We start from the raw sequence: 26,879 nt of genomic DNA, 5'->3' as shown, positions 1-26,879 counted from the left end.
GGGTTTATTGACACCGGTTTATGTTATTCAATTGTTATGCCAAGGTTTTGCTGGTGTTTTATTTTGGGTAAAAAAAAGTGGACCCAACTTAAGTTGAACCCACTTCCAATATAAGGTGCTGGTTAATTAGCTTACGGCTGAGTGATTGTTTTGCCTTTGTTGTTCCAACAGTGCTGTAAATTCATTTTCGGGTAGCGCCTTACTGTATAGGAAGCCTTGGATCTCTTCGCAGTTAAGGGCTTTTAACAAGGAAAGTTGAGCACTCAGCTCTACGCCTTCACCTACAACAGAGAGTCCCATGTTATGGGCTATGGTGATAATGGAGTCCACCATCTTCAGGTCTCGGTCTGACTTGTCGATGTCATCGACAAAAGCTTTGTCTATTTTCAGTGTGTTGATGGGGAATCGCTTCAGATATGAAAGCGAGGAGTACCCGGTTCCAAAGTCATCAAGCGCCAGGCTGACTCCCATCTTAGACAGCTGTTGCATCACCTTAATGGCTTTCTCAGGTTGTTTGATGACAGTGCCTTCGGTGATTTCCAGCTCAAGATTTGCCGCCGGCAAACGTGTCAGTGCCAGGATGGATTCAATGCGTTGTTGCAGATCAGGTAGAGCAAATTGGTGCGACGACAAATTGACAGCGACGCGGCCATTGAACAGGCCCTGCTCACGCCAGCTTTGTGCCGCAAAACAGGCTTTTTTCAGCACAAGATCTCCGATTTCAACAATTAACCCGTTTTCTTCTGCAAGAGGGATAAATTCTCCAGGAGAAATCAATCCTTTATCTGGGTGATCCAGCCTGACAAGTGCCTCCATTCCCGTCAATTTATTGGACTTGATGTCATATTTGGGCTGGTAGTGAACCTGGAAGAAATCTTTCCTCAGACCATCACGGATAAGGTTCTCAATTTCCAGCTGTCTGATGGCATTTTTGTTCAGGGACTCAGAGTAGAACTGGTAGCGGTTACCACCTGCCGACTTGGCGTGGTACATGGCGATATCTGCTTTTCTTAACAGTGCCTGCTCGTTCTGTTCATCTTCCGGGTAAAGCACAATACCGATACTCAGACCGATTACCAGTTTCTCTCCGGCGATTTCAAAAGGGGTGGCGAAGTGTTCGATAATTCGTGAGGCGATGGTTGCGCCAGAGCCGATATCCGGCAGTTTATCCTCTAGAATGGCAAACTCATCGCCTCCAAGTCGATACAAGCCTGTATGTCTGGGGATAGCCTGTTCCAGTCTCTTGGCCACCAGAACCAGCAGCTCATCACCAATCTGGTGTCCCAGTGAGTCATTGATCTTTTTGAAGTTATCCAGGTCAATCACCATAAGAGTATGGTGACTGTCTTTCTTTACCAGGTTGCTCAACGTCACCTGCATGTTGGATCTGTTTGGCAGGCCGGTGAGACCGTCATTATTGGTGAGTTTTCTAAGTTCCTCTTCCTGGGACTTTCTACGGGTAATATCTGAGAAAACACCAACATAGTGAGAGATGACGCCCGCCTCACCATATATGGCATCTATAGTCAGTTCCATCAGGAAGCTGGTACCGTCCCCGCGTTTAGCTTCGACATCCGCATGCCAGCGACCGTGTTTAAGTAGAAGCTGTTTAACCTGGGTTGAATAGTTTTCCGGATAGAGCTCAAAGTTCATCTCTCTGCCGATAAACTTGTCCCTGGATTGATGCGATAATTGGCAACAGGCCTGGTTTACGGCAACAAAGCTGAAGCTGTCATCCAGAATGAACATACCTTCAGACATGTTACGAATTGCCCGTTCAAACAGTTTTAGTTGTTCTTCTGTCTGCTTGAAGTTACTGATGTTTTTTATAGTGCCCGTCATACGGACGGCGCGGTCCTGCTCATCCCGTTCAACAATTTTTGCCCTGTCCAGAATCCAGATCCAGTCGCCACCCTTTCCTTTAACCCGGTAGGCTGCTTCAAAGTGTTCTGTTTCGCCATTGAAATGGCTCTTTAACGCATCACGCACTCTGGATTGATCGAAGGGGTGGATATTACTCTCTTCACCTGGCTCTCCTGCTCTTTGGCCATCTTTTGGGAAGTCCAGTGACCCCCAGATATTGGAGCGATAGATCTGGCCAGATTCTATGTCCCAGTCCCACATTTCATCGCCGCTGCCCCAAAGTGACAATTTAAGTCGCTCTTCACTCTGAGCAATTTTTTTCTGGACTTCACGTCGTCTAATCAAAGCTTTGATGATAGCTGCAGCGATTAAGGCTGCGATGACCAGGTAAACAAGCTTTGCTTCGGTAGAAAGCCACCAGGGCGGGGTCACAACCAGATTAAGTGACTTCATATTGCTCACTTTTTTAGTGAGCTTATCCATGGCATATACATTGAGTGTATAATCGCCAGAGGACAAGTTGGTGTATGTCGCCGCATTAATGTCAATGGCTTGGACAAAAGTGTCAGATAAACCTTTGAGTTGATAGAATATGTCGACATCTTCATTGCCAGGAGAGCTGAAGCTAATGGTCAATGGATAATCTGAGTACTTTAATGTAAGCACATTTGTTTCATTTAAGCTTTCAGACAAATAGTCACCTCCTATAATTTCTTCCTTATTAAATATTTTGAGGCTGTCTAATGTTATTTTAGGAGCGCTGCTGTTATTGATGAATTCGTCAAGTTTTTCATCATTGAGTGTGGCTATACCAGATTTTGCCCCAAACAGTGCTGTGTTACCAATTATCTCCACGGATTGCTGATTGTACTCATCATTGCTACCGAAACTTCGAGTTAATAGTAATATCTGATTGGAGTCTTTGTTGTACGAGATAATTTCCTTATCTGAGGTTGCGTATATAACGTCATTTAATTCAGTAATTGAATATACTGGTTTGTTATTAATAATAATGTCATCAATAGACATTTCTTTTTTATCTACTTTAGACAAACCCTTACTGGAACCAATAAAGATATCATCTTGGTCTTGGAATAGAGAAAAAACTATTCCACTCTTCACCTTTTTAAGGTTCTGATCCTTGTAGAGATAGAGCCCTCCTTGTGTTCCTATCCAATAGGCGTCTTTATCATCTGACGTAATAATGACATCTAATACAGGTTCGTTATTTGACTCTACATGTATGGACGTGGAGCTCTGCGTGGTCTTGTCATAGGTATGAAGAACTCCATTGTCACTGCCGAGAATGAGTTGCCGTTCATCACCCGTTATACTCCAAAAGGCGCCATTAAGAATATTGACTGAAGAGCCGCTGGTTGTATCAACTTTGAACAGTCCCTGGCGAGATGTAAAAAATATGTCTGAGCCATCTACATAGAGCTTTTTAGGACCGGATACCGAGGCATCTATATTATCAATTTCCTCATAATTTGAGTTCAGGACTAATAAGCGTGCACCCTCTGTCGCGATAATAATTTTGTCGTTTCCGAACGCTTTAATATCCCAGACATAATGTTCTATATTTGGTATGTTTGAGATTATGTTAATTTTGTCGGAAGTTTCATAATAACCTCTGTTATAAGTAAGCACTCTAACCGCATCATCAGACACCTGAAGTCCGGAAATATCTAAATCCTCAGACCATAGCGTTCCCAGGTATTCTTTATTAAGCTCGCTATCCAGTTTTATTAAGGATCCTTGCTCCAGCGCAATGATATAGTCAAGCTTACTACTTGAAGTTATATAACTAATTGAAGCATCATGTACGGTTTTATTACTATTTTTGCCAATGACTTCATATCCTGCATTCTTGAGGATAAAAAGCTTTTCTCCCAAAGTTATAACATCAATAACTCCCGAAACCTCTATCTCGCCTGCCTGGCCTACCTGGATCAGGCTATTGTCGTACCCATGTATATACATCTCTCCATTGAGATAGACGACTTTCTTTATCTCAATTTTAGATGTCGAATATACACGTTCGATTGAGCTAAGGTCCTTAGATAATTTGAAGATCTCCTTGGTAGAGCTCACTATCAAACCTTCCGGAAATTCAGAGATCGATGAAATGGACCGGTTTGCTAACAGTGCTTTCAGGTTTTCCGGCAGATAGAAGCGGTCATATCGAGACTCGTAGACCACCAGTCCTCTGTCAGTACCAACGAAAACACGGCCCTGGCTATCGGTAAACAAGCGTCGGATAAAGGAGCTGGGCAGGTCTGAGCCGTCCTCGGCAAAGTAATGTCTGAATTTTTGTCCGTTGTATCGGTTTAAGCCATTGAGAGTACCTACCCAAACATAGCCATTGTGGTCCTCTGTGATAGAAGATACCGCGATTTGAGACAGCCCTTCCTCAAGGCCGTATGACTTTGCATTCAGCTTGATTGGATAGGGGCTGGGTGACAGCGCCTGTACGCTACCGGAAACAATAAAGAGAAGCAGACTCAGCAGCGTATTAATGGCTTTTCTGTTTGGCATCTTGGGCGACTTATTCGTTTTTATACTAAGTTCTTAAAATGTTGCAATCTCTAACTTTTTCAGAACGATTGGCGTTTGTCAAAGGTTGCAGACATGTACGACTTGGGTCTGCTGGTGGCTGGCGGTGGAAATGCTTTACATATTGGTTGGAATTGATGAAAAACCAGCGCCCACTAGTGAATTGTAATATCCCAGTGGGCGTTTTTTTGAGAATCCTGCTATTGGCTGTAATCCTATAGGCTGAATTTGTTCGCCTGATTTTTGAACAGCTTCAGGTCGGTAATCAGGGTGCCTGACTGCAAAAGCTGGGAAGCTTCCTGCTGCTCTCCGCGATTGTAAATAACCAGCCTGTCTGCTTTACGGGTCCTGAGGTGAGACATATTAAACTCAATAAGGTCCGAGCGGCTCAGGGTCATAATCTCAGCTACCACCATTTCACGTTGGTCAAACCCATAGTCCTTGTTACCTATGCTGGCCCAGTATCGCTGACTTCGTGTCTTTTGATTGGCATCGTGCTCCATTACCTGTTGCACCAGACCTTTCTTGGTGTCTTCCCATTGCTCAGTGGTAATTTGCATCACGGCATAATTGAAGTCTGCAACAAACTCATCAATGGCCTGCAGCAGGGTCAGAGGGCCTGAGCTGGGGGATTGGATATAGAAGATCATTCCCGGATGCCGGTGCAGTGGTAAATAACCGGTTCCCACCATGTAACCCAGTTGCTTTTGGGTACGCAGCTCATGGAAGAAGGAGGAGGACATGGTGTGGTTCAATAAGCTGAACAGCGCCATATCCCGGGGATCGGTTGAGGCTGACTGGTAGTAGACTATGATGCCGCTGTCCGGGTGGTGTATATCCAACTCCCTGAGCAAAGTGCCTTTTCCACGCATATCTACCAGTTGGCGTTCTGATTCTCCACTGGGAGACGACACCAAAGTCAGAATCACGTCCAGCTTGTGGGCCAGGTGTTTGGCCTCGCTTTCGAGCCAGTCACCATATACCAAACCTTCAAGGTGGATCTTCTCGAAAAAAGCTCTGACATGCTCATGCAGTTCCGTCAGAGTCACATCCTCCAGGCACTCTGCCAGCCGGTTGGGTTCATAGCTACGGCGCTGCAGCGTGACTGTCAGGCTGGTAAACAGCTGAGAAATGGGTTTGGCTCTGCTGACGTTGTACCAGGCCTGCAGCAGTTGCCGTTTTGTTGCCTGAAATCGTGATTCACTGAAATTCCGCTCCCTGGCTTTCTCGATAATCAGTGCCAGTAACTTTTCCTGATTGCCGGTCAGACCCGAGATATGCAAGGTTAAGCCACCCTGGTGCGGGTAGATATTGTAATTTAAGCCAGCAACTTCAGCAGGATAGGTGAACTCTGTCAGATAATCCTGAAGCATTTCAACATACAGGCGGGTGAGGGCAGCCTGTCTTGGCGTCGCGCTGGCTTTCTCTGAGTCCAGCGACAAATACAGGTGGCCTTTTGGGACATTGAACTCGCCATCTTTCTTGTGCCAAATCCTGTATCCCTTTCCTTCAGCGACAATGCTGGGAGCTGAACTTTCATTACCCCCGGGCCGCACTTCAGGGGCGCTGACAATAAAGGGATTGGCCTCAGGTAAGATCAGTTCAGGGATCCGGGCCACATTACTCCAGCTGTTGAGTCTTTCAGCAGAAATGGGGCTGTCCATATAGGGGGTGTGATACCAGTCTGCTTGCGAATCAGTATCAAGTTCGTGTGCTATTAATTGCAGCCGGATATTTTGTGGATTCATCAATGTAAGCAGGTGCTTACACTCATCAACATCCAGGCCGGCCATTCGATAATCACCAAAAATCACATCTTCGGCCGAGTAGTGTTGCATATTGATGCTGAGATGGCTGGAGAGATCCATGGACTTGATGGTTTCCTGGAATCTGAAAGCCATGTCCAGTAAGTCTGCCCGTTCCCGATAACGCCAGTCCTCCAGACCCTGCTGCCTGAGCAGATCGATAAAGGCAAATGTCGCACAGATAATATCGTCAATATGCGACAGGCCGGTTTCGGTCAACTGCACACTGATGTTGTAATCTTTAAAGTTATAGCCGTTAATTCCCCCCCCGGCAGATAGTGCCGTTGCCCATCCTTTGTCTTTGAAATAATTCAATAAACTCCCATTGGACTCATTGCCCAACAGGTGGCTGATAAAAGTCAGGGGCTTGCTTTTGTAGTAACAATCTATTCCTGGCAGGGCAAAAGAGATAGTCAGGCGCTTCTGATCCTTCAAGGGAACGATATTAATCTGTCTGCGTAGTTGCTTATCGCCGTACAAAGGCACCTGCGGATAGTGCTTTCGCATTCCTTTATTTGGAATTGCGTCAAAATATTGACGCGCAAGCGATTCCAGCGTGTCCAGTGGCAGGGGAGCAACCATACACAGAGTCATCAGGTTGGCACTGTAATGATCCTCGTAGAAGGCCAGCAGTTCATTGCGCAGTAGTTCTCTGTCTCCTCCCAGCGTGACTATGTTTCCCACGGAAAACTTAGAGAAGGGGTGAGCAGGATTCACGGTTTCTTTATGTACCTGATAGACCCGACGAATATCATCTTTCAGTTTAAGACTGTATTCAGCGTCAATTGCTTGACGCTCTCGCTCTACCAGGTCCAGGTTGAAGCAGGGGGCGACAAAAAATTGACTAAACCTGTCCAGCGATGACTCAAACGCCTCGGCATCCAGGCTGTAGAAGAAGTTTGTATGCTCAGTACCTGTCCAGGCGTTGTTGCTGCCACCATGACGATTGATAAAGGCGTGATATTCAGCTGGATCAGGAAATTTCTCTGTGCCAAGAAACAGCATATGCTCAAGAAAGTGCGCCATGCCCGGACGCTCAGCGGGATCGTCAAAGTGACCGACATTGACTGCCATCGAGGCGGCAGCTTGCTCAGCCTGGTCATCTTGTACCAGTAGAACCCGTAATTCATTTGGCAGAATAAGGTAGCGATATTGACGGCTGTCGTTGGGGCTGGAAATTAGCTCAAATTGGGAAGACAAGTGCCGGCTCCTTTCGGGAAGTCAGCTTATATATTGAGTCCCTGAGAGGGTTTTGGCAAACAAAGCCGACCTCCTCGACTAAAGATTAAGCTCACTATGGTTTTTTACCGGCTTAAATGGGGATACAATCTTCAAAAAAAGCAATAACAATCGAAGGCGAGAGTTGTATGCAGCTGTTTTTAATGAGGCATGGCGAAGCCAGCTTTGATGCGCTATCTGACCGCGAGCGAGTACTGACAGACCAGGGGCGCTATCAAACCCGTCAAATGGCTAACTGGTTGACATCACATGTTACAACTTTTGATTTAGTGCTGATCAGTCCCTATCTCAGAGTTCAGCAGAGTTGGCAGGAGGTGAGTACTCATTTCCCCGAGCCTCGTAAGCTGATGGTGTTGGATGAATTGGTTCCCTCTGCTGACCCTGCCATGTGTGCTTCATTAATCCAGGCTTATGCCCAGCAATATAAAGCGGACAAGGTACTGGTGGTATCACATATGCCATTACTGGGTTATCTGGTCAGCGAGATGGTCGGTGGTATTGAGCCGCCTTTGTTTGCTACTTCTGCCATATGCCTGCTTGATCTTCACGGTGAAAGAGCCAGCCAGGTGTGGCAGGAAGCGCCTCATACCATTGGCTGAAAGCTAATTGAACAGTAAAACCGGGCCATCACCCGGTTTTTTCATATTCACTCAGCCTTGTCATCTACGGTGTGGGTGCTCACCTATATCGACCAGTACCAGCAACGCAGCATCTCCACCCCATTCTTTGGGGGCCTGATGAAACGCTTTTACCTGAGGGTGCTGGGCCAGCCACATAGGGACCTGTTGTTTTAAAATACCTGTCCCATATCCGTGCATTACGCAGCAGCACTGAATGTGCTCTTTAATACATGCATGTATCAGCGCCGCCAGTTCAAGCTTGGCTTCACTTTGGCGGTATCCATGCAGGTCCAGTAGAAGATCTGGTACATAGTCGCCTCTGCGAAGTCGCTTCACTTCAAAACTGTCACAGTCGGATCTGAGCCAGCGCATAGGGCCATCTGTTGGTAATAGAGGCTGGTAAGTATCAGAAAAGTAGCTGTCTGACTCCAGCTGCACCGCTTTTTCCACCACTTCAACTTTGGTTTTCAGCGGGGTACCGAAATGACGTTTGTCCTGAGCCAATGGTCTGACATCACCGAACAAATCGGCAAATGAGCCACTGGTTTGATTGGTTTTTTTGATGTTCATTCCGGCATTTTACCCCAAAGTCTCTATTTATGTGAGTTATCTTGGTGCTCACAGGCCACTTCAGAGGCGAATGTTTGCTGTCGTTCACAGGGCCAATTCAGTTACAATGGCGACAAATTGATTGCTGGAGTCTGTTTTGGACAAAATCTTTGTAGATGAAGCTGTTTCTGAGCTGAAAACCATTGGCGATATGCTGCGCTGGGCAGTGAGCCGTTTCAATGATGCGGGTATCTATTACGGTCATGGTACCGACAATGCCTGGGATGAAGCCGTGGCTCTGGTACTGCACGCCCTGCACCTGCCTGATGAACTTGGGCAGCAGGTGGTGAATGCCAATCTGACCAGCAGCGAAAAGCACAAGATTGTTGACCTGATCCTGCGTCGCGTTCGCGAACGCCTGCCGGTACCATACCTGACCAATGTCGCTTATTTCTGTGGTTTGCAGTTTTATGTGGATGAGCGCGTGCTGGTACCAAGATCGCCAATTGGTGAAATGATTCAGGATGGCTTTGGCCCATGGCTGTACAACAAGCCGGTTAATCGTGTACTGGATCTGTGTACCGGCAGTGGTTGTATTGCTATCGCCTGTGCTTACGAGTTTGAAGATGCTGAAGTGGATGCGCTGGATATCAGCGATGACGCGCTGGAAGTGGCACAGATGAACATCGAAAGTCTGGGTGTTATGAACCGGGTGTTCCCAATGCAGTCAGATCTGTTCAGTGCCATTCCAAAAGGCCCTCAGTACGACCTGATTGTGTCTAACCCTCCTTATGTGGATCAGGAAGATATTGATGATATGCCCAAGGAATATCATCACGAGCCTGAAATTGGTCTGGCATCAGGCCGCGATGGTCTTGATATTACCAAGCGTATTCTGGCCAATGCGGCTGACTACCTGACTGAAGAGGGTGTGCTGGTGGTTGAAGTGGGTAACTCCATGGTGCATCTGATGGAGCAATTCCCTGAAGTGCCATTCACCTGGGTGAGCTTTGAAAATGGCGGTGATGGCGTGTTTGTTTTGACCCGTGATCAGCTGGTTGAAAATGAATCACTTTTCGCCATCTATAAGGATAGGGAATAATCTTATCCTGCCAAAGGTGAGGCAGATGCCTCGCCTTTAACCCTACATGGCTGACAACAAACAATTAAGACGCCACATCAGGAACCATTAAAACAACGAGGAAACGTATACGGATGTCGGGAAACAGTATTGGTCAGAACTTCGTCGTCACGACTTTTGGTGAAAGTCATGGTGTGGCACTGGGATGCATTATTGACGGTTGTCCTCCGGGTCTGGAGCTCAGTGTTGAAGATATGCAGCATGATCTGGACCGCCGACGTCCCGGCACGTCACGGTATACCACGGCCCGTCGTGAAGCCGATGAGGTGCGTATTCTTTCCGGAGTGTTTGAAGGTAAAACCACTGGCACCTCCATTGGCCTGCTGATTGAAAACACAGATCAACGCAGTCAGGACTACTCCAACATCAAAGAGCTGTTCCGTCCCGGGCATGCCGATTACACCTACCAACAAAAGTATGGTCAGCGCGACTATCGCGGTGGTGGTCGTTCATCTGCCCGCGAAACCGCAATGCGTGTTGCCGCAGGTGCTGTCGCCAAAAAGTATTTGCAGCAGGTCCATGGCATAGAAATCCATGGTTTTCTGTCTCAGCTGGGTCCGATTGCAGCAGACAGCATTGACTTCGATCAGATTGAACAAAACCCATTTTTCTTCCCCGATGCCAGCAAGCTCGAAGCGCTTGATGAGTACATGCGGGATTTGAAAAAATCCGGTGACTCCATTGGTGCCAAAGTGTCTGTGATTGCCACTAATGTGCCGGTTGGTTTGGGTGAGCCGGTATTCGATCGCCTTGATGCAGATATTGCTCATGCGCTCATGGGGATCAATGCCGTTAAAGGTGTTGAGATTGGTGATGGCTTTGAAGTGGTCACCCAGAAAGGCTCTGAACACAGAGACTTGATGACTCCCGAGGGCTTTGAGTCAAACCACGCCGGTGGCGTGCTGGGCGGTATATCTTCCGGTCAGCCTATTGTTGCCCATATGGCGCTTAAGCCTACCTCCAGCATCAGTGTGCCGGGGGAAAGTATTAATGTGCGTGGTGAAACTGCCGAAGTGGTGACCAAGGGACGCCATGACCCCTGCGTCGGTATTAGAGCCGTTCCCATTGCTGAAGCCATGTTGGCCATCGTGTTAATGGACCACCTGTTGCGCCACAGAGCGCAAAATCAGGATGTACAGAGTCAAACCCCAGTTCTCGGAATGCGTAAATGACACCAGCAACACCTGAGGCCCCAAACGGTGCCTCAGCACAGGCGCGACAGCTTTTTTGGCTGGGCGCCTGTTATTTTTTCTTCTACTCCATTCTTGGAGTTATGGTCCCTTACCTTGGGGTCTTCTTTGAAAGTCGCGGATTTAATCCTCAGGAAATCGGCATATTGCTGGCAATTGTACTGGGTACCCGGGTAATCGCTCCCAATGTCTGGGCCAGAGTGGCAGACAGAACAGGTATGAGAGTGGAACTGGTCAAAGCCGGTGCCGCCGCGGCAGCCATTACCTACACCAGCTTTTTTGTAGAGGGTAGTTTCCTCTATCTGGCAGCCAGCCTGGTGGTTTATACCTTCTTCTGGAACGCCATCCTTGCCCAACTTGAAGTGGTCACTCTGGATACCCTGGGTAATAACCCTCAAAGGTACGGTGCGATTCGCAGTTGGGGCAGCGTGGGTTATATCTGCCTTGTGGTAGGTGGTGGTTTTGCCATTGAGCATTTTGGCGCGCAAATTCTGCCATATCTTGGCATGGTGCTGTTTCTTGGCATGTTGGCTTGTGCCCTGCCATTGAAAGCGGAGCGGCAGCAAAAGGATGAAAGCCCCGCGCCCAAAGGCAAGGTAGTTACTCCGGCAGTATTCTGGTTCTTGCTGTCAGCCTTGTTGTTGCAAATGAGCGCCGGACCATTTTACGGTTTCTTCGTCCTCTACCTTAAACAGGCCGGATACGCAGAATCCCTGGCCGGCATTATGGTGGCGCTGGGAGTAACGGCAGAAATTGGTATGTTTATGATGGCTCCCCGGCTACTGAAGCGCTTTGGCGTTATGCCACTGATGGCTGTCAGTATTCTGATGACAGCAGCCCGTTGGCTGATGATGGCCTTTGGAGTAGAACATGTCAGTATCATCGCGCTGAGTCAGTTGCTCCATGCCTTTACCTTTGGTCTGGTTCATGCCGCGTCAATCCAGTTTGTCTATCAGCATTTTGATAAGCGTCATCAAAGTCAGGGCCAGGCACTGTACGCCAGTATTGGCTTTGGTATGGGCGGTGCATTGGGGATCTGGATATGTGGCTATATTTGGGGAGATGGCAGTGGTGCCATGTGGACCTGGGTGTTTGCCGCAATCTGCGCCTTTCTTTCCATGCTGGCTGTTTGCTTTATTCCACGGGAGCCGAGAGCTCAGGATAACGCCTTACCAGCCCATGGCTGAATGACCTGATACCCATTCAAATGCCAAAACAGAAACAACACAGGGAAGACCATGAGTGACAGAGTGTTTAAGCTGGGACTATTGATCAATCCATTGGCCGGATTGGGTGGCAGTGTCGCGCTAAAAGGCAGTGATGGTGTTGCCGCGGAAGCTTTAGCCAGAGGTGCAAAGCCGAAAGCGCCTCTGCGAATGAAACAGGCGCTGGAAGTGCTGCTGCCTTACAAAGACAATATTCACATACTGACAGGCGCCGGGCCCCTGGGTGAGACGCTGGCGTTGGAGCTGGGGTTCACTACTCAGGTGGTGTACACAGGAACTGAGCCCTCCACGGCAAGGGATTCCAGGTCTCTGGCTGCGGTTCTGGCCGATACCCATAAGCCGGATTTACTGCTGTTTGCCGGTGGTGATGGCACGGCCCGGGATGTTTATGCTGAGGTAGATGATTGTTTGCCTGTGCTGGGGGTGCCTGCCGGGGTGAAAATCCATTCCGGCGTGTATGCGATAACTCCTCATGCCGCTGGGGTTGTGGTTCGTATGTTGCTGCAGGGCGAGTTGGTCAGCCTGATGAGCGCCGATGTGATGGATATTGACGAAGAGGCTTTTCGTCAGGGTACTGTCAGGGCCAGACGCTTTGGTGAGATGACTGTGCCTGCTGAGCCCAGATATGTGCAGGCGGTTAAAATGGGCGGCAAGGAAGTAGATGAGTTGGTACTGGCTGATATCGCTGCTAACCTGATTGAGCAGATGGATGATGAGCTGTTTATTATGGGGTCAGGTAGTACTGTGGCTGCTGTGATGGAGGAGCTTGGGCTGGATAACACTTTGCTGGGTGTCGATCTGATTCAGGACCGTGATCTGCTGGCCAGTGATTTGACCGCCAATCAGTTGCTGGAGCAGACCGCCGCAGCCTGGGAAGGGAAGGATAATCCAGGAGTAAAACTGGTCATCACCCTTATCGGTGGCCAGGGCCATATTCTGGGACGGGGCAATCAGCAGTTGTCGCCAGAGCTTATAAGAAGGATAGGCAAGGAGAATATTATTATCCTGGCGACCAAAACCAAGCTGAAAGCACTTGAAGGTCGGCCGCTGATCGTGGATAGTGGCGACCCAGAACTGGACCGGGAAATGAGCGGCTATTATCGCGTCACCACCGGTTATCATGATTATGTGATGTATCAGGTGGCCAACCCTGATCTGAATGAGTGACAAACGGAGACCCCATGTTAGAGAAGTACGAACAAACATTGGATCAGTGGATCGAGTCCATCGTGACCAGCGGTGATGATGACGCCCTGTTTGCCAGCGGCTATCTTCAGGGACACTTTGCTGTGGTGTTGGCTGAAATGGAAGGTGAAGGCCAGACTGATATGGCGTCACTGGATGAGAAAATGAAAGTTTGTCTGAACCAGGCGACCCGTGAGTTGGAAGACCCGGATTACCTGCTGGTGGCCAATGCATGGCAGGAGCTGCGCAGCGCCATCCTCGCATAACATCGGCCTTGATAGTTGCCGGTATAAACAAAGGAGCCTCATGGCTCCTTTGTTGTTTCTGCCTCCGATTTTATAGCGGCTTGCCCTTCAGCAATTTGCGCATCCACATTCGGTTGGGGTTCAGTCGCTGTCGAATATCCTGATTAAAAGGCGATATCTCTCCACATAGCTGAGCTGCCAGTGCTTCCGCCGTCAGCGGGGCTGAACAAACACCGCGGCTGCCAAACCCGCCAAGGATAAATAAGCCCTGATAAACCGGCGCATTTTGAGCCTGCCAGAATTTCGCATCCTGAGGGTGTGCCGCTGCTAATTCAAGCAGGTGTTCAGTGTCCGGTGCGGCACCCATCATAGGGAAGTGATCCCGGCTGACCATACGTACTCCGACTCTGGCGCTGTTGCCGCTCACATCAATATCTTCCACCCAGTCTTTGCCCGGATAAGAGAGTTGCACACGAGCCTTGTTGGCCTGCTGCTCTGTTTCGCTGAAGCTCAGATCCTTGCTGCTCTTTACATAGCTGGCGCCAATACAATGAGCCTGATTATGGGCGGGCGTCATGTACCCCTCGGCACACAGTACCGTATTGAGCTGACTCAGGCGGACTGTGGTGGGGACGTGACTCACCTGACCGCGAAACGGACTCAGTGGCAATTGACTGGTCTGGGGCAGGGCGGTGGCTTCTGCGCCGCTGGCCAATACCAGATTGGCGAAAGGACCATACTTCTGTTCGCTGCCACACTGGCTCAGGTACCAGCCGTCCTCTTTTTGCTCGATGGCGTCTATCTGAGTTTGATAGTGCTGTTTAAGCCCGGTTGCTTTTGCTGCCTGCGCAATCATGGCCCGGGTAAACTCGGCGGGACAAACCCAGGCGCCCAGCGGGTACTCAAGACCGGGCTTATTAATATCTATGCCGGCAATGTTTGTGGCGGTTTCTGCATCCACGGGCCTGGCAACAAAGTCAGGCCAGGGAAACTGCATCACCTTACCAACCCGGGCAGCACTTTTGTCGTCATGGGCAGTTTGCAAAACGCCGCTGAAGCCATGGGCTATCTCGTGTCCCTGTTCAAGCATCTGCGCCAATCTAAAGCGGCTGTACAAAAAGCTCTGCACATAGAATTGGCTTAACTCATCGTGGTGTTGGCTGAGCAGAGGATAAAGCGCTCCCTGACGATTACCGGATGCCGCTTCCCCGGCCTGGGCATCGCGGCAGAACAAACTCATGTTTACTCCTCGCTCGGCGAGAGATAAGCACAGGGCCGCACTGGCAATACCGCCACCGATAATTGCGGTTTCTCCCCGGGTTTGTGTTGGTGCCGGATAGGGGCCAGAGGCGTTGTCAGTCACTTGTTCAGTCGAAAGCATAGCCTTGGTCAGGCTTGTCGCGAGAATGTCATCTTGCTGCAATAAGCTAATATTTCCGCCCAGTTTGCACAGACCTGCAAATGCTGAGGCGATGTCGGGGTCAGCAGCTAACTTGTCATTGGCATCGGCGGCAATAATCAGTTGCTCGAAACCATGGCGATAGTCGAGTTCGTTGATCCCATTCAGGGTTAACTCTGTATTCAAGGTGAGCGTGACAGTCAGACACGACTCCGGCGTCGGATTCAAAGACCAGCGTCTGGGGGTTTTCAAAGAATCCGGTTGATATTCCAGCAGCAGCTGTTGGAATATGGCTGGATTGGGTGCTGACAAGCAGAAACAGCTCAGCTGAAAATGGGTCTGTTGGGACTGAGCCAGCTTGGCCAGCAGGTGTGGCAAAACAGACAGATCTTGGTCGCAAACCAGCGCCAGGCTTTGGTCAGCGCTGATGGAAATAGAATCGAATGGCTTGGAAAGCGTAGACATTTTAACCTTTTCAGCAGACTTAATGGCTCGGGCGCTGGCGTAATGCGGCTTCTCCGAGCGAGAATGTGCTGTATTTTAACTTTGTTTGTGGAAAGCTGACCACTTGAGTCGTCATTAAGGGTTAGTATTGCCACAGCAAATTTTGGGCGGGTGCGCTTTCAGGGGCTTTACCTTTATTTTATAAGGCTTCTGGTGACTCTCCCGGGTTCTGATATTGACGGAATGGATAGTAAACAATGAAAAGAGTCGTAATCACCGGAATGGGCATCGTGTCGAGTATCGGCAACAACAAGCAGGAAGTGATCGAGTCACTGAAAGCCGGACGCAGCGGTGTCACGCACTCTGAGCAGTTTGAACAGATGAAACTGCGCAGCCAGGTGTGGGGTGATATCAAATTGAACCCAGCAGACCTGATTGACCGTAAAGCATTGCGCTTTATGGGTGATGCAGCTGCATACGCTTATCTGGCTATGCAGGAAGCGATTGAAGACGCTGGTCTGGAAGAGTCTCAGTACTCCAGCCCCCGTGTAGGCCTGGTTGTGGGCTCCGGTGGTGCATCTTCTGCTAACCAGGTACAGGCTGCTGACACTCTGCGTGAAAAAGGCGTTAAGCGTGTTGGTCCATATATTGTGCCTCGTATCATGGCCAGTACCACCAGTGCCTGTCTGGCGACTCCATTCAAAATTAAGGGTACCAACTACTCTATCAGCTCTGCCTGTGCCACCAGTGCTCACTGCATCGGTCACGCTGCTGAACTTATCCAATTGGGTAAGCAGGATATGGTATTTGCCGGCGGTGCTGAAGAGCTGGACTGGACCCTGGCCATGGGCTTTGACGCCATGGGCGCGCTGTCTACCAAGTACAATGACACACCGGAAAAAGCATCCCGTACCTATGATGCCAACCGCGATGGTTTCGTTATCTCTGCCGGTGGCGGTATCGTTGTCGTTGAAGAGCTGGAGCATGCTCTGGCCCGTGGCGCTAAAATCTACGCTGAAATTATCGGTTATGGTGCCTCATCAGACGGCTACGACATGGTTGCGCCATCCGGTGAAGGCGCTGTGCGTTGTATGAACCTGGCGCTGGCGGACGTTGATACTCCAATCGAATATGTCAACACTCACGGTACTTCCACTCCTGTGGGTGACGTACGTGAGCTGGAAGCCCTGCGTGAAGTATTCGGCAACGAGATGCCGGTTATCGGTTCCACCAAGTCTATGACAGGTCATGGTTTGGGGGCTGCCGGTGTACACGAAGCTATCTACTCAACTCTGATGCTGGACAATAACTTTATTGCCCCAAGCATCAATATTGAGACGCCGGATGAAAAGGCTGAGGGCATGCCGATTGCTACTGAAATGCAGGAAAAAGAGCTGACCACAGTGATGAGCAACAGCTTTGGCTTTGGTGGTACCAACGCTACGCTGGTATTGCGCAAATATAAGTAAGCCGGTTTAATCGGATAAAAGGGAGCTGAGGCTCCCTTTTTTGTGTCCGAAAATCAGTGTTCTTTGCGCCACTTACCTGAACTTTGATGAAATTGGGGTAAGATTCAGGCATTCGAGATGGAACAACGAAAACAATGAAGATAATTGCCGATGAAAATATGCCCTATGTCGAGCAGGTGTTTGCCGATATTGGGGAGGTGTCTCTGGTCAATGGCCGACAGTTGAGTGCTGAACAGCTTGAAGGGGCTGATGTGCTCCTGGTGCGCTCAGTCACTCAGGTCAATGCGCAGCTGCTGGCACACAACGACAGTCTGAAGTTTGTTGGCAGTGCCACCATAGGCACAGATCATATCGATGCCCAGCTTCTGGCTCAGAAGGGAATCCCTTTTTCCAATGCGCCTGGTTGTAATGCGATAGCAGTCGGTGAGTACGCTTTTATTGCCATGCTGGAACTGGCCGCTATGACGGGATCCAGTCTTAAACAGCGAACTGTGGGCATAGTTGGGGCCGGTAATACCGGCAGTCAGGTGGCACGTTGTCTGGAGGCCTATGGCGTCAAAACCCTGCTATGCGATCCTGTGCAGGCAGCATCCGGTGACAGCCGTGAATTTCACACTCTGGACGAGCTGATTGCCAGCTGTGATGTCATCAGTTTGCACGTTCCCTTAACCAAAGGCGGAATTGAACCCACCTGGTATCTGCTGGACGAAGCACGTCTGTCAGCCCTTAAGCCTGATGCCTGGTTGCTGAACTGTTGCCGGGGAGAGGTGATCGATAACCGGGCGCTATTCCGGGTCAAACAACAAAGAGCTGACCTTAAGCTGGTGCTGGACGTGTGGGAAGGAGAGCCCAACCCCATGCCTGAGCTGGTGCCTTTGGTGGATATAGCCACCCCCCACATTGCCGGTTATAGCCTGGAGGGGAAAGCCCGCGGTACCACCATGCTTCACAGTGCTTTGAGTCAGGTCCTGAATATTGAGCCTGAGAACAAGCTTGATGGATTGTTGCCTGTTCATGTTTTCTCCCGCATCAAGCTTGAAAATCAGCCCGATGAAGGCGCACTGTTGCAACTGTGCAGATTGATTTATGACCTGCGGGATGACGACCGTAAATTCCGCGCCAACTACGCCTTGGCAGGGGGATTTGACCAGTTGAGAAAAAATCATACACACAGGCGTGAATTCAGCGCTCTGGCGCTGGTCAAGGGCAGTGGCTTTGAGGTAGATTGGTTGACCAAATTAGGATTTTCAGGAGCCAGTCTGTAGTTATGTCGCAGGAATTCAATGTTGTCGTATTAGGTGCCTCAGGAGCCGTCGGTCAAACCATGATCGAAATCCTCGAAGAGCGCAATTTCCCGGTCGCCAATCTATACCCATTGGCCAGCAGCCGCAGTGCCGGAGATACGGTCAGCTTCCATGGTAAACAGATTGAAATCCTGGATGTAGAGACCTTCGATTGGTCAAAGGCGCAGATAGGTTTCTTCTCTGCTGGTGGTGATGTGTCAGCCAAGTGGGCGCCTATCGCTGCAGAACATGGTTGTGTGGTGATAGATAACACCTCTCACTTCCGCTATGACTATGATATTCCATTGGTTGTGCCTGAAGTTAACCCTCATGCAATTGCTGACTTCCGTAACCGTAATATCATTGCCAACCCGAACTGCTCTACCATCCAGATGCTGGTGGCACTGAAGCCGATTTATGACGCTTTCGGTATCAGCCGCATTAACGTATGCACATACCAGTCGGTATCTGGCACAGGTAAGGCGGCCATCGAAGAGCTGGCCAAGCAGTGTGCCAAGTTGCTGCAGGGGGTGCCAGCCGAGTCTGAGGTTTATTCAAAGCAGATTGCCTTCAACGTACTGCCGCAAATCGACAAATTTATGGACAATGGCTACACCAAAGAAGAGATGAAAATGGTGTGGGAAACCCAGAAAATCTTTGGCGATGACAGTATCGAGGTAAACCCGACAGCAGTACGTGTGCCTGTGTTCTATGGCCACTCTGAAGCGGTTCATATTGAGACCCAACAGCAGGTCGATGCCGATCAGGTGAAAGCGGTACTGGCCAACGCTGAAGGCGTGGAACTGTTTGAGTCTGATGAAGAGTATCCAACCGCCGTGACTGACGGTGCTGGTACTGATCCTGTGTACGTTGGACGGGTGCGTAAAGATATTTCTCACCCAAATGGTATAAATCTTTGGATTGTTGCCGATAACATTCGTAAGGGCGCGGCCCTCAACAGTGTTCAGATCGCCGAGATATTGATCCGGGATTATTACTGATATATCGGTAAGTTAGCCCTTAACTGTTAAAAGCCTGCCGCTGTGCAGGCTTTTTTGTTTTCCATCACCTTTGGTGAAAACCTTATAACACTTGTGAACAGTAGCAGGGAGTAGCATTCTGGTTTATAGTAATCTCAATAAATACAATTGCCTAAAGCTATACGTCTGCGTGGCGTTATCCGTGTGCTGAAAAGGAAAGGATTGATGAATTTTCGCACTTCAACTCTTTTGGGAGCCGCTACAGTCGTTTTTGCGCTGGCATCCCTGCCATCTTCACCTGCTGCAGCGGTGGGGTCGTTGAAACTTACCGGACCTGAGGGAGAAACCCGGGTCGAAGTCGCCCAGTACGGGCCGACAACCACATCAGATACCTTCTGGAGCATTGCCCAGAAGACCCGCCCCGATAACAGTGTCACTGTTTATCAAATGATGGCGGCTATCTTTGAAGCCAACCCTCATGCTTTTGCCTCTGATAATTACAACAGCCTTGAAAAAGGCATGATTCTGGCTATCCCTTCCAAAGAGGTTATCAAGGCGATTCCTGCGTCTTTGGCTAAGTCCAGGGCCGAACAGGATGATAGAAGCTGGCAAGCCATGTTACGTCAGGAAGCCGCCAAGCCAACGCCTCAGCAAGTGATCGAAGCGGAAAATGCGGTCGACTTGAAGGAAGCCAGGCAGGAACTTGATCAGATCAATGAATCTCTGACTCAGGCACAATCCAAAAACCTCAACCTGACTGATGAGTTGGGTCGGGCGCTGGATCAATTGGTGGTCGTCAAGAATGATAATGACAACCTCAAGGCCAAAATACAGGATCTGAGCGACAGAGTAGCCACTTTGGAGCAGGAGTTGATCACCTCCAGAGAGCAAAATCAGGGGCTGAGGCAAAAAGTTGAACAGCTTGAATGGGAAGCCAGTCAGGCAGCGCTTCCAAAAGAGGAGCAAGCCTTTATTACCTCTCCTCTGGGTCTTGGGCTCATCAGTGTGGGCGTGACCTTACTTCTATTGATTGGTCTTTGGATTGTACTTAAACGCAAGTCCAGTAAAGCTGCTCAGGCCGGGGCTACCCAGGCTGCTGTAGCGGCTGGAGCTGGAGCGGTTGCTGCAACAGCCGCGGCCGAAGGCCTTAAAGACGACGTTGATGACTTGGCAGTGCATCTGGATGAGCCAGACGATTCCATTGATAGCCTGCTGGATGCTGGCAATGTAGACCTTGAGCCTGAAACCGATCTTAGTGGCGACGGCGATCCTGATATGTATGTCGCCGAAGAGGATGAGCCGGAACCTGCGCCTGAACCGGATGAGAGTCAGTCTCTCGATGACCTGTGGGCAGAAGCTATGGGCGAGCAGGAAGAAGGTGAAGCCCAGCGCGATGACGAGGATGTCGATATCGACAATATCGAATCAACTTCAGAGCCTGAGGGGGAGCTTGAGCCCGACGATGATTTGGCACCAGTCTCCGATGATGTGGCGGCAGAGGGGGATGACGTTGATTCCCTGATTGCAGATCTGGAATCCGATCTTGAGCCTGATATTGCCCCAGCGGATGATTTGATGGCGGTAGATAGTGCTGAGGAGCTGTCTGAATCCGAGATGGCAGATATGTCAACGCAAGAGGGCGCTGATGAGGATGATGTTGATGTTGATGCCCTGTTGGCTGGCTTGGATGTAGATCTCCCACCAGAGCAGGAAGCCGCTCCTGAAATCGAACCGGCTGCAGAAGACAGTGCTCAGGATGCCCTTGACGCCGAGCTGGATGCGGCCATGGCCGATATGCCTGATGTCGACCTGCCGGAAGAGGAAGCCGATGTAGATGCGCTGCTTGCCGGTCTGGATGCAGAGCCCGAGGCTGAGCCAGAGCCAGAGCCAGAGCCAGAGCCAGAGCCAGAGCCGAAAGCTGAAGACCAAACAGAATTCGAAGCCGAAGCTGAATCTGCCGCCGAGACAGATGAAACTCAGGATGCCCTGGACGCCGAGCTGGATGCAGCCATGGCGGAGATGCCTGATGTTGACCTGCCGGAAGATGAAGCAGATGTAGATGCTCTGTTGGCTGGTCTGGATGCAGAGCCTCAGCCGGAACCGCAAGTAGAGAACCAAACAGAATTCGAAGCAGAAGCTGAACCCGCCGCAGAAACAGATGAAACTCAGGTTGCTCTTGATGCCGAGCTGGATGCAGCCATGGCAGAGATGCCGGATGTTGACCTGCCGGAAGAGGAAGCTGATGTAGACGCGCTGTTGGCTGGTCTCGATGCGGAGCCTCAGCCGGAACCTCAGCCGGAGCCACAAGCCGAGGACCAAACAGAATTCGACGCCGAACCTGAACCTGCCGCTGAGGCCGATGAGACTCAGGATGCTCTTGATGCCGAGCTGGATGCAGCCATGGCGGAGATGCCGGATGTGGATCTGCCGGAAGAGGAAGCGGATGTAGATGCTCTGTTGGCTGGTCTGGATGCAGAGCCTCAGCCGGAGCCACAAGCTGAAGACCAAACCGAATTCGAAGCAGAAGCTGAGCCGATCGCCGAGACAGATGAGACTCAGGTTGCTCTTGATGCCGAGCTGGATGCAGCTATGGCGGAGATGCCGGATGTTGATCTGCCGGAAGAGGAAGCGGATGTAGATGCTCTGTTGGCTGGTCTGGAGACCGAGCCTCAGACCGCTCCGGAAATGAAGCCTGAATCAGGCCATGAGCCTGTGACTGATACTGCCCAGCAAGAGCTGCATTCTGAGCTGGATGATGCCCTGGCTGATATTGAAGGCCTGGACTCTGATGATGCCGACCCCGAAGCCCTGCTTGCGGGTTTACAGTCTGACGCTGAAGTCGAGGCTTTAGATACTGATGCTGAAGTAAATCAAGCTGAAGGTACAGATGAGCTGCATTCTGAGCTGGATGACGCTCTGGCTGATATAGAAGGTCTGGATACTGAAGATGCCGACCCCAAAGCCTTGTTGGCAGGTCTGCAGTCTGATGAAGAGGTTGAGACATCAGCCCCTGAAGCTGCACCTGAAGTAATTGATGAGCAGGACTCCGAACTTCATCAAGAGCTCGATTCTGCTCTGGCTGATATCGATGGTCTGGATACTGAAGATGCCGACCCTGAAGCCTTGCTGGCAGGTCTGCAGTCCGATTCTGAAGGTGAGGTTGAAGCTCACGCTCAAGCTCAGGTAGCTGAGGATGCTGGCACTGACCTGGATAGTCTGGAAACCGATATTCAGCAAGCAGCCCCTCAGGAAACAGACCTGCAGGAGGCAGGGGCTCAAGCCGAAGAGACTCAATCCGAAGAGACTCAATCCGAAGAGACTCAATCCGAAGAGACTACGGACACTCCAGATGCAGCATCTGAAGCGGTTGAAGCAATTGATGAGCAGGACTCCGAGCTTGATGACGAACTCGATTCTGCTCTGGCTGAGATAGAAGGCCTGGATGTTGACGATGCCGACCCGGAAGCCTTATTGGCTGGTTTGCAGTCTGATGCAGAGGTTGAAACCCTTGCTCCTGATACAGAAGAAGCCGATCTGGATAGCCTGGATACTGAAATTCAGGAATCAGAAGGTCGGGAATCTGAAGATCTGGAATTGGCCACTGCCGAAGAGGTCGGTGAGGCCGAGCCCGAGTTTGAGTCTGAGTCGGTAGCAGAGGCAGATGATCCCCTTGCCGAGTTGGCCTCTTTGGAGAATCGCGACAGTACGGCTGATTTTGGTGCAGAAGACTTCGGCTCTGAATTGGATGACGGGCTGGACGATGACTTTCTGACAGATCTGGACTCATCTGAGGGAACCACTTTCTCGGCCGATGATCTGGATTCGCTCGATGAAAATGGTCAGCCCATTCAAAGAGGGGTTAATCCATCGGTTGTTCCTGATATGAATCAGGGTGAGCTGACCAATATGACGGCGTTGGAGCGCAGCGAAAAGGCGATGGATGAAGCCATGAGCCGCAGTGAACTGCGCGCCAAACACAGGGAAGAAGCATTGGCCCGTGCGCGTCAGGCAGAAGCTGAAGAAGCGGATGTTTCACCTGATGAACTGGCAGAGATGGCTTCAATGGCACCCAGCCAGGCTGCGGCGTCTCAAGCATCGCCCGATCCTTTTGGTGCGGATCTGTCGCTGGACGCACATGATACTGACATGTCTCTGTCTGATGAGGAGCTGCTGGCGGCATTTGCCGAAAACGAGGAGTTCTCCGGTGAGTCGACTGACTCGGTCGGGGAGGTTGCTGATGTAGAGGTGGATGAACAGGCGCTCGAAAGCACCAACAATATGACGGTGGAGCAGGCGCTGGCGGCACTGGATGCCAAAGAGCAGGAGCAGGCGACACAGCAAAGACCCAGAACGGCTCATTTTGATGAGGCGGACCTGGCCAACTTCCAAAAGGAAAATGGATTTATCGATATAGACCGTCTGCTTAATGAAGCCGATGAAAGTGATGAGGTCGATAACTACCAGGGCCCGGCGGAAGTTGCCATGGAGGATTACCGCAAGGTGGTCGGTGATAACACCATGGTTGATGTGGATGACGAAGAAAACTCGGTTAACGCCAAGTTGGATCTGGCCCGGGCATATATCGAAATTGATGATAACGACAGTGCCAGAGCACTGCTGCAGGAGGTCACCCTGGATGGTAACGACAGGCAGCAGGATGAAGCGCAGCGTTTGTTGGAAAAAATAGGCTGATAGCCAGTGCAAAAGCGGCGCTCCATGCGCCGCTTTTTTGTGCCTTGGATTCGCCGTTTTCCGCTTCCAATATGATAGACTTTGCGGCATTTTTTAAGACTGTATTTGGGACGGGGCGCCCTGTGGCCCGTTCTATTCCGGAGAGATTATGCGTATTGCCCTTGGGGTTGAGTACGATGGCAGTGGCTTTTATGGTTGGCAGCGTCAGCAGGAAGTCGATTCTGTGCAGGCGCAGCTGGAAAAAGCGCTGTCGATAGTGGCCAATGAGCCGATTGAACTTCAATGTGCCGGTCGTACCGATGCAGGCGTGCATGCAACAGGTCAGGTGGTGCACTTTGATACCAATGCGATCCGTAAAGAGGGCGCCTGGACCATGGGGGTCAACGCCAATCTGCCGGACGGCATTGCTGTGCGTTGGGCTAAGCAGGTCGATGATGAGTTTCATGCTCGCTTCTCTGCCACAGCCCGTCGTTATCGTTACATCATCTACAATCATAACTTCCGTCCGGGGATTCACCGTCACGGTGTCAGCCATTACCACGGCGTTATCGATGAAAAACGCATGAACATGGCGGCCCAGGCACTGATTGGCGAGCAGGACTTTACCAGTTTCCGGGCTATCCAGTGTCAGTCAAAAACGCCGTTTCGTAATGTCCACAAGGTCACTGTAACCCGCCAGGGTATGTATATCATTGTCGATATTCAGGCCAATGCCTTTCTGCACCATATGGTGCGTAATATTGTCGGCTCCCTGCTGGAGATCGGCCTGGGTAACCAGCCGCTGGACTGGATGCGTACGCTGCTGGACATGAAAGACAGAACCAAGGCCGCGGCTACTGCAAAGCCCCATGGTTTGTATCTGGTGGATGTTACTTACCCGCAGGAATTTGAATTGCCAAAGCTGGCGATGGGTCCACTGTTTTTACCCGACTAGGATATCAGGATGATTCAAGTACCAACACAGTCAGACAGTTTGAATACCTGGCTGGAGTATCTGCTTGCCAGGCATACCAGTGAGCTGGCGTCGATGGATTTGGGGCTGGAGCGGGTAGGTCAGGTTGCCGCGTCAATGGGCTTACTGGATCTGGCACCAACCAGGGTGATTACTGTTGGCGGTACCAATGGCAAAGGCACCAGCTGCGCCATGCTGGAAAGCATACTGCGCGATGCGGGTATGTCAGTGGGCGTATACAGTTCCCCCCATCTGGTTCACTTCAATGAAAGGGTACGTATTAACGGCATTGATGCGCCGGATGCCGACATTATCGGTGCATTTGCGGCGATTGAACAGGCAAGGGGCGACACCTCCCTGAGCTACTTCGAATTTGCAACCCTGACCGGCCTGTACCTATTCAAGCAGGCCAAACTGGATGTGGCAATTCTGGAAGTAGGCCTGGGTGGACGTCTCGACGCCACCAATATTATCGATGCCGATGTGGCCGTGGTGACAGCGGTGGATCTGGACCATCAGGAGTTTTTGGGTAATACCCGGGAGTCTGTTGGGTTTGAGAAGGCGGGGATCTTCAAGTCTGGCAAACAGGCTATCACCGGCGAGCCTGACTTACCGATAACGGTGACGCAAGTTGCTGACAAAGTCGGCGCGCCGCTGCACAGAGTCGGCAAAGAGTTCAATTATAAGAGTGTGGGGCCTGAAGGTGAACAGCTGGAACGCTGGCAGTTCAGAGGACAGCGCTGGCAGCTCGATAATCTGCCAATGCCCAATTTGCCATTGCCCAATGCTGCCACTGCGCTGGCCGCTCTTGAGATGCTTCTGCCTGAATTGCCCCAAAGTTCCATTGAACGTGGTTTGATTAATGCCAGATTGACAGGCCGGTTCGAGAAAATATCAGACAAGCCACTGACTATTCTGGATGTTGCCCATAACCCCCACGCTGCCCGCTATCTGGCATCGCGGCTTGAGCAGTATCAGGGAAAACGCGTTCTGGCTCTGTGCGGCATGCTTAAAGATAAGGATATCGCCGGTGTGCTGGAGGTAATGTCGCCTGTGGTGGATGAGTGGTTCCTGACTGAGCTGGATACGGAGCGCAGTGCTGAGCTGAGTACGCTCACCCAATGTTTGCCCAAAGAGGCACAGTATCAGGCGTTCACTCAGGCAGACGCTGCGTGGCAGGCGTTAACCTCAGGGGTATCTGAGGATGATGTGGTAATTGTGTTTGGCTCCTTTTACACTGTATCTGCAGTTAAATCATTCATTGATGGGGAATAAGTTTGTCGAGTCAGTTTCATAACCGTTTGGTTGGGACCATAGTGGTAGTGGCCCTGGGCGTCATTTTCCTGCCTGATATTTTGGATGGTAAGAAGGAGCGGGTTCAGGAAGAATTTGCAGAGATCCCGCTGCGGCCGCAATCTGCCGGTGATAAAGCGCCGGAAGCCTTCGAAGTGCTGGAAGTGGCTGATACCATGACTTTGGGTAACAGTGACAGTGCCACACCTGAGCAACCAAAGGAGCTGGAGCAAGAGGAGAACGGCGGTTGGGTGCTCAAGGAGACTGAACAGGCGCAAAAGCCAGCAACTCAGCCTGAGGCGAAACTCAAAGCCAAACAGGAGACTACAGCCAGGGTCGATAAGCCAGTAGCGAAATCCCCGGGCTGGACCCTGCAACTGGGTAGCTTCCGCGACGCGGGCAATGTTCAGGGGCTGGTTGAACAGCTTAGAGAAGCCGGTTTCCGGGCCTACACTCTGCCTGCAAAACCCGTTCATGGCAGCCTGACCAAGGTGTTTGTCGGACCGGATGTCTCCAAAGCCAAGGTTGAAAAGCTGCTTGGTGAAGTGGAAAAGCTGACCAAGCTTAAGGGCAGGGTAGTGCCATTCAACCCGCTGGAGTCCTGAGTCAGCCAAACTAAAGCTTAATATGAAGGTCGCCCCGGGGCGGCCTTTTTTATGCTCCTTTGCCAACAGTTGTCAGCCTGAGTGCGCAGCAACCGCTGGTGCAATTTCCTGCTTGTCATTGAATCTAAACTCATCATCTGTAT

17 protein-coding genes are annotated in these 26,879 nt (G+C 50.6%); 13 read left to right on the top strand and 4 right to left on the bottom strand.

Annotation, left to right across the window (positions count from 1 at the left end; translation table 11 throughout):
• Positions 1 to 126 precede the first annotated feature (126 nt).
• Complete coding sequence (locus ACFOE0_RS08775; RefSeq protein ID WP_248937865.1) at positions 127 to 4,401, bottom strand: EAL domain-containing protein; 4,275 nt, start codon at positions 4,399 to 4,401, stop codon at positions 127 to 129.
• A 233-nt stretch (positions 4,402 to 4,634) separates the two neighbouring features.
• On the bottom strand, positions 4,635 to 7,424 hold the full coding sequence (locus tag ACFOE0_RS08770; protein WP_248937864.1) for an insulinase family protein: 2,790 nt from the start codon (positions 7,422 to 7,424) through the stop codon (positions 4,635 to 4,637).
• Between the two features lie 167 nt (positions 7,425 to 7,591).
• Between ACFOE0_RS08770 and sixA the strand changes: the two genes are divergently transcribed.
• Positions 7,592 to 8,062, top strand: a complete 471-nt coding sequence (gene sixA, locus ACFOE0_RS08765; RefSeq protein WP_248937863.1) for a phosphohistidine phosphatase SixA — start codon at positions 7,592 to 7,594, stop codon at positions 8,060 to 8,062.
• Positions 8,063 to 8,122: 60 nt separating this feature from the next.
• Here the strand turns inward: sixA and smrB are convergent, their stop codons facing one another.
• Positions 8,123 to 8,653: an endonuclease SmrB gene (smrB, locus tag ACFOE0_RS08760; RefSeq protein ID WP_115134781.1), complete on the bottom strand. Its 531-nt coding sequence runs from the start codon at positions 8,651 to 8,653 to the stop codon at positions 8,123 to 8,125.
• A 136-nt stretch (positions 8,654 to 8,789) separates the two neighbouring features.
• Here smrB and prmB point away from each other — a divergent pair, with 136 nt between their 5' ends.
• The 5 genes from prmB (at position 8,790) to ACFOE0_RS08735 (ending at position 13,640) form a co-directional block, all read left to right on the top strand.
• Positions 8,790 to 9,734, top strand: coding sequence for a 50S ribosomal protein L3 N(5)-glutamine methyltransferase (gene prmB, locus ACFOE0_RS08755; protein WP_248937862.1), 945 nt, complete (start codon positions 8,790 to 8,792; stop codon positions 9,732 to 9,734).
• Between the two features lie 113 nt (positions 9,735 to 9,847).
• The gene (gene aroC / locus ACFOE0_RS08750) at positions 9,848 to 10,945 is read left to right on the top strand and encodes a chorismate synthase (RefSeq protein ID WP_248937861.1); all 1,098 of its coding nucleotides are present in this window, start codon (positions 9,848 to 9,850) and stop codon (positions 10,943 to 10,945) included.
• On the top strand, positions 10,942 to 12,150 hold the full coding sequence (locus tag ACFOE0_RS08745) for an MFS transporter (protein WP_248937859.1): 1,209 nt from the start codon (positions 10,942 to 10,944) through the stop codon (positions 12,148 to 12,150). Before aroC ends, ACFOE0_RS08745 begins: the two co-directional genes overlap by 4 nt.
• 51 nt (positions 12,151 to 12,201) lie before the next feature.
• On the top strand, positions 12,202 to 13,356 hold the full coding sequence (locus ACFOE0_RS08740; RefSeq protein WP_248937858.1) for an ATP-NAD kinase family protein: 1,155 nt from the start codon (positions 12,202 to 12,204) through the stop codon (positions 13,354 to 13,356).
• Between the two features lie 14 nt (positions 13,357 to 13,370).
• On the top strand, positions 13,371 to 13,640 hold the full coding sequence (locus tag ACFOE0_RS08735; RefSeq protein ID WP_248937857.1) for a YfcL family protein: 270 nt from the start codon (positions 13,371 to 13,373) through the stop codon (positions 13,638 to 13,640).
• A gap of 70 nt (positions 13,641 to 13,710) precedes the next feature.
• Here ACFOE0_RS08735 and mnmC read toward each other — a convergent pair whose 3' ends face one another.
• Positions 13,711 to 15,483 (bottom strand): FAD-dependent 5-carboxymethylaminomethyl-2-thiouridine(34) oxidoreductase MnmC, encoded by a 1,773-nt coding sequence (mnmC, locus tag ACFOE0_RS08730; RefSeq protein ID WP_248937856.1) that lies wholly within the window; start codon positions 15,481 to 15,483, stop codon positions 13,711 to 13,713.
• Between the two features lie 236 nt (positions 15,484 to 15,719).
• On the opposite strand from mnmC, the gene fabB reads away from it, so the two are divergent.
• The 7 genes from fabB to dedD all read left to right on the top strand — a co-directional run bounded on the left by fabB (position 15,720) and on the right by dedD (position 26,736).
• Positions 15,720 to 16,931, top strand: coding sequence for a beta-ketoacyl-ACP synthase I (fabB, locus tag ACFOE0_RS08725; RefSeq protein WP_248937854.1), 1,212 nt, complete (start codon positions 15,720 to 15,722; stop codon positions 16,929 to 16,931).
• Positions 16,932 to 17,065: 134 nt separating this feature from the next.
• Positions 17,066 to 18,196 (top strand): 4-phosphoerythronate dehydrogenase, encoded by a 1,131-nt coding sequence (locus ACFOE0_RS08720; RefSeq protein ID WP_248937853.1) that lies wholly within the window; start codon positions 17,066 to 17,068, stop codon positions 18,194 to 18,196.
• Between the two features lie 2 nt (positions 18,197 to 18,198).
• Entirely contained in the window at positions 18,199 to 19,215 is a 1,017-nt protein-coding gene (locus ACFOE0_RS08715) for an aspartate-semialdehyde dehydrogenase (protein ID WP_248937852.1), read from the top strand.
• Between the two features lie 204 nt (positions 19,216 to 19,419).
• Complete coding sequence (locus ACFOE0_RS08710) at positions 19,420 to 23,886, top strand: FimV/HubP family polar landmark protein (protein WP_248937851.1); 4,467 nt, start codon at positions 19,420 to 19,422, stop codon at positions 23,884 to 23,886.
• A gap of 148 nt (positions 23,887 to 24,034) precedes the next feature.
• Positions 24,035 to 24,820, top strand: coding sequence for a tRNA pseudouridine(38-40) synthase TruA (gene truA / locus ACFOE0_RS08705; protein WP_248937850.1), 786 nt, complete (start codon positions 24,035 to 24,037; stop codon positions 24,818 to 24,820).
• A gap of 9 nt (positions 24,821 to 24,829) precedes the next feature.
• On the top strand, positions 24,830 to 26,113 hold the full coding sequence (gene folC / locus ACFOE0_RS08700; RefSeq protein ID WP_248937849.1) for a bifunctional tetrahydrofolate synthase/dihydrofolate synthase: 1,284 nt from the start codon (positions 24,830 to 24,832) through the stop codon (positions 26,111 to 26,113).
• A gap of 2 nt (positions 26,114 to 26,115) precedes the next feature.
• The gene (gene dedD / locus ACFOE0_RS08695; protein WP_248937848.1) at positions 26,116 to 26,736 is read left to right on the top strand and encodes a cell division protein DedD; all 621 of its coding nucleotides are present in this window, start codon (positions 26,116 to 26,118) and stop codon (positions 26,734 to 26,736) included.
• Positions 26,737 to 26,879 lie beyond the last annotated feature (143 nt).

Source organism: Shewanella submarina (genome assembly GCF_042646185.1).
Lineage (GTDB): Bacteria > Pseudomonadota > Gammaproteobacteria > Enterobacterales > Shewanellaceae > Shewanella > Shewanella corallii.
Note: the sequence above shows the minus strand (reverse complement) of the source record. Positions and strands in the feature narration are given on the sequence as shown.

What these genes read in the sequence shown, in the direction of transcription:
- ACFOE0_RS08775 (WP_248937865.1), bottom strand. Translation starts at nt 4,401, where the DNA reads ATGCCAAACAGAAAAGCCATTAATACGCTGCTGAGTCTGCTTCTCTTT.
- sixA (WP_248937863.1), top strand. Translation starts at nt 7,592, where the DNA reads ATGCAGCTGTTTTTAATGAGGCATGGCGAAGCCAGCTTTGATGCGCTA.
- smrB (WP_115134781.1), bottom strand. Translation starts at nt 8,653, where the DNA reads ATGAACATCAAAAAAACCAATCAAACCAGTGGCTCATTTGCCGATTTG.
- aroC (WP_248937861.1), top strand. Translation starts at nt 9,848, where the DNA reads ATGTCGGGAAACAGTATTGGTCAGAACTTCGTCGTCACGACTTTTGGT.
- ACFOE0_RS08745 (WP_248937859.1), top strand. Translation starts at nt 10,942, where the DNA reads ATGACACCAGCAACACCTGAGGCCCCAAACGGTGCCTCAGCACAGGCG.
- ACFOE0_RS08740 (WP_248937858.1), top strand. Translation starts at nt 12,202, where the DNA reads ATGAGTGACAGAGTGTTTAAGCTGGGACTATTGATCAATCCATTGGCC.
- ACFOE0_RS08735 (WP_248937857.1), top strand. Translation starts at nt 13,371, where the DNA reads ATGTTAGAGAAGTACGAACAAACATTGGATCAGTGGATCGAGTCCATC.
- mnmC (WP_248937856.1), bottom strand. Translation starts at nt 15,483, where the DNA reads ATGTCTACGCTTTCCAAGCCATTCGATTCTATTTCCATCAGCGCTGAC.
- fabB (WP_248937854.1), top strand. Translation starts at nt 15,720, where the DNA reads ATGAAAAGAGTCGTAATCACCGGAATGGGCATCGTGTCGAGTATCGGC.
- ACFOE0_RS08720 (WP_248937853.1), top strand. Translation starts at nt 17,066, where the DNA reads ATGAAGATAATTGCCGATGAAAATATGCCCTATGTCGAGCAGGTGTTT.
- ACFOE0_RS08715 (WP_248937852.1), top strand. Translation starts at nt 18,199, where the DNA reads ATGTCGCAGGAATTCAATGTTGTCGTATTAGGTGCCTCAGGAGCCGTC.
- ACFOE0_RS08710 (WP_248937851.1), top strand. Translation starts at nt 19,420, where the DNA reads ATGAATTTTCGCACTTCAACTCTTTTGGGAGCCGCTACAGTCGTTTTT.
- truA (WP_248937850.1), top strand. Translation starts at nt 24,035, where the DNA reads ATGCGTATTGCCCTTGGGGTTGAGTACGATGGCAGTGGCTTTTATGGT.
- folC (WP_248937849.1), top strand. Translation starts at nt 24,830, where the DNA reads ATGATTCAAGTACCAACACAGTCAGACAGTTTGAATACCTGGCTGGAG.